This window comes from Pseudomonas sp. Root71 (assembly GCF_001429045.1).
Classification (GTDB): domain Bacteria; phylum Pseudomonadota; class Gammaproteobacteria; order Pseudomonadales; family Pseudomonadaceae; genus Aquipseudomonas; species Aquipseudomonas monachiensis.
The window spans coordinates 1-6,422 of sequence record NZ_LMHY01000019.1; the positions used below are offsets into that span (position 1 = coordinate 1).

Here is a 6,422-nt window from a genome sequence, read left to right on the forward strand (position 1 = left end):
CATCCCGAACTCAGCAGTGAAACGATGCATCGCCGATGGTAGTGTGGGGTTTCCCCATGTGAGAGTAGGTCATCGTCAAGATTAAATTCCGAAACCCCAATTGCGAAAGCAGTTGGGGTTTTGTTTTTGTGCGTGAAAAAGGGCCGAGCCAGCCGAGGTCAATTGTGAAAAAAATCACACAAACCAGGTTCCACGCTTTTGGTATGGTGCAGCTCATTTTTAAGGGACTGAGTTTGCGCCCCGCCCACGGATCGGCATTTTTTTCAAAGAGTTGCTGCACAAGTGCCTGAACCGATACCCATCAAGGACCACGAGAAAGAGACACGGCTGGTCAACAAGAGACTCATGGCCTGCGCCTTGTTCGTTGCCGCCATTACCTGTGCTCTGGTGGTACGCCTGTATGTCCTGCAAGTAGTCGAGTTCGACTATCACTCGACCATCTCCGAAAACAATCGCGTACATGTCCTGCCGATTACACCGCCTCGCGGGTTGATCTACGATCGCAACGGCGTACTCCTCGCGGATAACCGTCCCAGCTACAACCTGACCATCACCCGCGAACGTGCTATCGATGTAAACGAAGAGCTGGACGAGGTGGTCAATCTGCTGCACTTGCCCGCTGAAGATCGCTCACAGTTCGACAAGGCGATGAAGCAGGCACGTCACCCCTTCGTACCCGTGACCTTGTTCTATGAGCTGAGCGAAGAACAGATTGCCGTACTCGCAGTGAACGAGTTCCGCCTGCCGGGCCTCGATGTCGAGCCGCAGTTCGTTCGGCACTATCCATTGGGCGAGCACTTCGCTCATTCGGTCGGCTACGTCGGACGTATCAACGAGAAAGAGTCAAAGGCGCTGGATACGGTCGAGTACCGAGGCACCCAATCCATCGGCAAGACCGGGATCGAAAAATTCTACGAGTCACAGTTGCACGGCCATGTCGGTTACGAGGAAGTCGAAACCAATGCCCAGGGCCGCGTGCTGCGAGTGCTCAAGCACACTGACCCGGTGCCCGGCGAAGACATTGTCCTGAGCCTTGACGTCAAGCTTCAGGAAGCCACCGAGCACGCCTTGGGGGATCGCCGTGGTTCGGTGGTCGCGCTGGATCCGTCGACCGGTGAAGTGCTGGCCATGGTCAGCAACCCGAGTTTCGATCCAAACCTGTTCGTCACCGGTATCAGCTCCAAAGAGTACTCCGCGCTACGGGACTCCATCGACCGACCGCTGTTCAACCGTGTGTTGCGCGGTCTCTATGCGCCGGGTTCGACCATCAAGCCGGAAGTGGCAATCGCCGGCCTCGATACCGGTGTCGTCACGCCACAGACCCGTGTGTTCGACCCCGGTTATTACCAACTGCCGGATTTTGATCACAAGTACCGCAACTGGAACCACAGCGGCGACGGCTGGGTGGATATGGATGCGGCGATCATGCGCTCCAACGACACCTACTTCTATGACCTGGCACACAAGCTGGGTATCGATCGCCTGCACGACTACATGGCCATGTTCGGGCTGGGTGAGAAAGTCTCCCTGGACATGAATGAAGAATCCCCCGGCCTGATGCCATCCCAAGCCTGGAAGCGCGCCACCCGTCGTCAGGCCTGGTTCCCGGGAGAGACGGTGATTCTCGGTATCGGCCAGGGCTACATGCAGGTCACGCCGCTGCAGTTGGCCCAGGCTACGGCGCTGATTGCCAACAAAGGCGTATGGAATCGCCCGCACCTGGCCAAAACCGTGGACGGTGTCGCGCCGGTGGATGAGCATCCGATGCCGAACATTCTGCTCAAGGATCCTCGCGATTGGGAGCAGGTAAACCACGGCATGCAGATGGTGATGCATGACGCCCGCGGGATTGCCCGGGCGGCAGCGGCGGGCGCGCAGTACCGTATTGCCGGCAAGAGCGGTACCGCACAAATGGTGGCGATCAAGCAGGGCGAACGTTACAACCGGGAGAAAACCCGCGAGCGTAACCGCGACAATGCCTTGTTCGTCGGTTTCGCTCCGGCCGAGCACCCGAAGATCGTGATTTCGGTGATGATCGAAAACGGCGAAGCCGGCGGTCGCGTCGCCGGACCGGTCGTGCGAGAGATCATGGACGCCTGGCTACTCGATCAGGATGGCCACCTCAAGCCGCAGTACGCCGCGCCGAGCAAGGCATCGGGCGATCCTCACGTCTGAACCCCTTATGGCTTCACAGCACAGGCTCACGGATGCTGAGCATGTGCTGGAAGCTTTCGAGGAACACCGTTTCGGCCTGGCTCATCTTCTGTTCGCGATTCCACAACAGCTGGATATCGAAATCCACCACCCCTTCTTCCGGCGGCAAGCGCCAGAGCAGACCTTGCTCGACGTCCCGGCGCACCAGATGGGTGGGCAAGGCGCCGATGCCGTAACCTGCGCAGATCAGGCGGTAAATTTCTTCGAAGCTGGTGGAAGAGGCGACGATCTTGCCGGTGAAGCCTTGCTGGTCGCGGAATAGCGTCAGGGGCGAAAGATTGCCGCCCAATTGATCGCTGGTGAAGCTGACAAAGTTTTCCGCGGCCAGTTGTTCCAGGGCCAGGTTCTCTTGTCCGAACAACCGATGACGCTGGCCACAAAAGTAAGCATAGGTCTCTCGAAACAGTACCCGTTGCTCCAGCCGCGGCTGCGGCAGGCGGCACAGGCCGACGCCGATGGTTGCGGTCTTTTGCAGCAGCGAACTGATGATGTTCGAACTGCCCATCACCTCGACTTCCAACTCGATTTTCGGATGGGTTTCATGGAAATCCGCAAGGAAGTCATCGTAATGCCGCGCCTGCACGCCGCTGACGGTGAGGATGCGGATCTTGCCCACCACATCATCGTGGCGACTCTCCACCACTGTCCCCAGGCGTGAAATATCCCCGTAAATATCCGCCGCAATGCGCAGGACTTCTTCCCCGGTTTCCGTCAGGTCAAAGCGTCGTCCGCTACGGGCAATCAACACGCATTCCAGTTGTTCTTCCAGTCGTTTCAGCGCCTGGCTGACCGCCGACTGGGTGATGTGCAGTCGCGCGGCGGCGCGGCTCATGCTGCCTTCCTGGCCGATGACCAGATAGGTGCGCAGCAGGTTCCAGTCGAGGCGGTCATTGAGAAAGCGCCGGCCGACCCACGGGTTGGAAGTGGAGGGCATAAAACCTCATGTAGTAGCAGTGCTAATAGTAAAGATAAGAATTTGAAAATTGACTAATCCTGGCATGGAAGCGATAAAGCCCACAAGCGCCACAGAGCGCAACCGTCATCAGCCTTAACACCTGCCCAAAAACTATAAGTACACAGGGTCCTTGCATGCACACTACTCCCCAACCGCGCCGAGCCGCGGCCGCTGCCTTCATTGGCACGACCATCGAGTTCTACGACTTCTACATCTACGCCACCGCGGCGGCGCTGGTCCTCGGGCAAGTGTTCTTCCCCAGCAGCGACCCGGTCATGAGTACCCTCGCTGCATTCGGCAGTTTTGCTGTCGGCTTCATTGCCCGGCCCATGGCCGGGATGGTGTTTGGTCATCTGGGTGATCGTCTCGGGCGCAAGAAAATGCTGTTGGTGACCATGGCCCTGATGGGCATCGCCACCGCGGGTATTGGCCTGTTGCCGAGCTATGCCAGCGCCGGCATCTGGGCGCCCGTCGGCCTGATCGTGCTACGTGTCATTCAGGGCATTTCGGTCGGTGGTGAGTGGGGTGGGGCGGTGTTGATGGCCAGCGAGCATGCGCCGGCCAAGCGCAAGACGTTTTATGCCTCGTTCGCGCAACTGGGCAGCCCGGCCGGTTTGTTGCTGGCGCTGATCGCTTTCCGTCTGGTGACGTCCCTTGAGCCTGAGGAGTTCCTCGCCTGGGGTTGGCGCCTGCCGTTCCTCGCCAGCGGCGTGTTGATGATGGTCGGCCTATTGATCCGCTCCGGCGTTCACGAGTCGCCGGAATTCGCCAAGGCCAGGGACAACAACGAGACCGCCAAATACCCGGTGATGGACGTGATCCGCACCTGCTGGCGGCAGATCCTGTTCGCCGCCGCGGCCGTGACCATTGGCTCGGCCGGGTTCTTCTTCACCAACACCTTCATGATTACCTACGTCACCCAATACCAGGGCATCGCCCGTTCAACGATTCTCGATTGCCTGTTTCTGGTAACCGTCATCCAGTTGCTCTCGCAACCGCTCTCGGCGTTGATCGCCGAGCGTATTGGCGAAGATCGTTTTCTCAAATGGGTCGCGCTGCTGTGCATGGTTACGCCATACCCGATGTTCCTGCTGGTAGGCACGCAGAACATTGTGTTCATGACTGCCGGCATTGCCCTCGCGGTGGTGATTCTCTCGGCGCTGTACGCGGTGATCGCCGGCTACATGACCCAGGCCTTCCCGGTGCACCTGCGCTACTCGGGCATTTCCATCGCCTACCAATTGGCTTGCGCCGTGGCCGGTGGCACCACGCCGCTGATCGGCACCCTGCTGGCCAGCAAGTTTTCCGGACAATGGTTGCCGCTGGCGGTGTTCTTCACCTTGCTCTCGGCCCTGTCCCTGATCGGTGTTTGCGGTCTGGCCCGCCTGCGCGCCAACCCGGTCGTCACCCACGCTGCCAAAGAGGTGTATTCGTGAGTAAACCTGCACACATCGACCCGGTTGAATGGCAAGCCCGTTGCGAACTGGCTGCGCTGTATCGACTGGTCGCGCACTTTCGCATGACCGACTTGATCGACACCCACATCACCCTGCGGATACCTGGGCCGGAGCACCACTTCCTGATCAACCGTTACGGGGTGATCTTCGACCGCATGCGCGCCTCTGATCTGGTGCGCATCGATCAGGACGGACGGGTGGTCGACCCGGAGTACGCCGGCCATCGGGTCAACGCCGCCGGCTTCGTCATTCACTCGGCGATCCACATGGCGCGCCCGGACCTGAACTGTGTGATCCACACCCACACGGCAGCGGGCATGGCGGTCGCGGCGCAGAAACAGGGCTTGCTGCCGATCAGTCAGCATGCGCTGAAGTTCTACGGCAAGCTGGCCTATCACACCTACGAGGGCATCGCGCTGTCGCTGGATGAGCGCGAGCGCTTGATCGCCGACCTCGGTCCGCACCGGGCAATGATCCTGCGCAACCACGGTTTGTTGGTGGGTGGTTCGGGCGTGGCCCAGGCCTTCCAGGAAATCCACTTCCTGGAGCGGGCCTGTCAGGCCCAGGTGCAGGCGCTGGCCGGTGGTTCCGCCTTGCATTACCCGTCGCCGCAAGTGTGCGCGCACACCGCCGAACAGTTTGACCGTGATGAGCAGGACAACATCATCGACCTGGCCTGGGAGGCCGCCCTGACGTTGATCGAATCCCAGCGCGAGTCTTATTTGTCATGAACGCCGTCATCAATACCGTGGTTCTGCTGTCCCGCGACACCTTGCTGCTCAAGCAATTGCAGACAGCGTTTGCCCGCAGTGCGCCGCAGCTCACCGCCGTGCTGGCCGATGATCCACGGGCCGCGGATGCGCAGATGGCGGCGTGCTGGTTTCCCTTGCCGGGCAGTCTCGGCGCATTGCCGAACCTGCAGGTGATCCACTCGGTGGCTGCCGGTATCGATCACCTCGATCACGATCCGTCATGCCCGGACCTGCCGATTTGCCGCGTGGTTGATCCGGGCCATCGCCAAGGCATGACCGAGTACGTGCGCTGGGCGGTGATCCACTATCACCGCGGTTTCGACCAGGTGTTGGCGCAACAGCGGGAGCAACGCTGGGAGCGGCCGCTGCAACGGGCGGCGGGGCAGTTCAAGGTCGGTGTGATGGGGCTCGGATCGCTGGGCAGCGCGATTGCTCTGGACCTGGTCGCAGCCGGTTACGACGTGCGCGGCTGGGCACGACGCAGCAAGGATTTGCCGGGTGTGCGCACGTTCGCCGGGGCTGATGCGTTGCATCCGTTTCTCGATGGCGTCGAGTTGCTGATCAACCTGCTCCCGCTGACCAGCGAAACCCGCGGCATCCTTGGGCGAGCCACTTTCGAACAACTCGCCAACGGCGCGGCACTGGTCAACAGTGGGCGCGGCGGTCATTTGAACATCGACGATCTCGAACAGGCACTGGCGAGCGGGCAATTGCGTGGCGCCTTGCTGGATGTCTTCGAACAGGAACCGCTGCCGATCGATCACCGGCTCTGGACAATGCCCGGTGTCACCATCACCCCGCACATGGCCTCGGCGGCATCCCATGACTGTATTGCCGAGCAAGTAGCGGAGAACTTTCGTCGATTGAAGTCTGGCAAACCGTTACTGAACTGTGCCGACCGATTGTTGGGTTACTGAACCCAGCGTTATCCAACCAATAAAAATGGTTCTTCACGCAATTCCGGGGAACACCGATACCTGTAGGAGACGGCTTGCTGGCGATGGCGGCCTCCTGGCTGGAGTATTTTATTGGTGGTGTACATAT

The 6,422-nt window shown here is 60.0% G+C and carries 5 protein-coding genes and 1 rRNA gene; 5 read left to right on the plus strand and 1 reads right to left on the minus strand.

The features are described from left to right. Positions 1-81: ribosomal RNA gene (gene rrf / locus ASD95_RS30305) — 5S ribosomal RNA — on the plus strand; the annotation flags it as partial. 201 nt (positions 82-282) lie between these two features. Continuing rightward, a complete protein-coding gene (mrdA, locus tag ASD95_RS13725) occupies positions 283-2,175 on the plus strand; it encodes a penicillin-binding protein 2 (RefSeq protein ID WP_056725181.1) in 1,893 nt (630 codons plus the stop codon). A 13-nt stretch (positions 2,176-2,188) separates the two neighbouring features. Here mrdA and ASD95_RS13730 read toward each other — a convergent pair whose 3' ends face one another. After that, positions 2,189-3,148: a LysR family transcriptional regulator gene (locus tag ASD95_RS13730; protein WP_056725183.1), complete on the minus strand. Its 960-nt coding sequence runs from the start codon at positions 3,146-3,148 to the stop codon at positions 2,189-2,191. 155 nt (positions 3,149-3,303) lie between these two features. Between ASD95_RS13730 and ASD95_RS13735 the strand changes: the two genes are divergently transcribed. The 3 genes from ASD95_RS13735 to ASD95_RS13745 are packed head-to-tail and all read left to right on the plus strand — an operon-like array spanning position 3,304 to position 6,295. Then, entirely contained in the window at positions 3,304-4,605 is a 1,302-nt protein-coding gene (locus ASD95_RS13735; RefSeq protein WP_056725185.1) for an MFS transporter, read from the plus strand. Next, a complete protein-coding gene (locus ASD95_RS13740; RefSeq protein WP_056725186.1) occupies positions 4,602-5,357 on the plus strand; it encodes a class II aldolase/adducin family protein in 756 nt (251 codons plus the stop codon). Before ASD95_RS13735 ends, ASD95_RS13740 begins: the two co-directional genes overlap by 4 nt. Then, positions 5,354-6,295: a 2-hydroxyacid dehydrogenase gene (locus ASD95_RS13745; protein WP_177336474.1), complete on the plus strand. Its 942-nt coding sequence runs from the start codon at positions 5,354-5,356 to the stop codon at positions 6,293-6,295. Before ASD95_RS13740 ends, ASD95_RS13745 begins: the two co-directional genes overlap by 4 nt. Positions 6,296-6,422 lie beyond the last annotated feature (127 nt).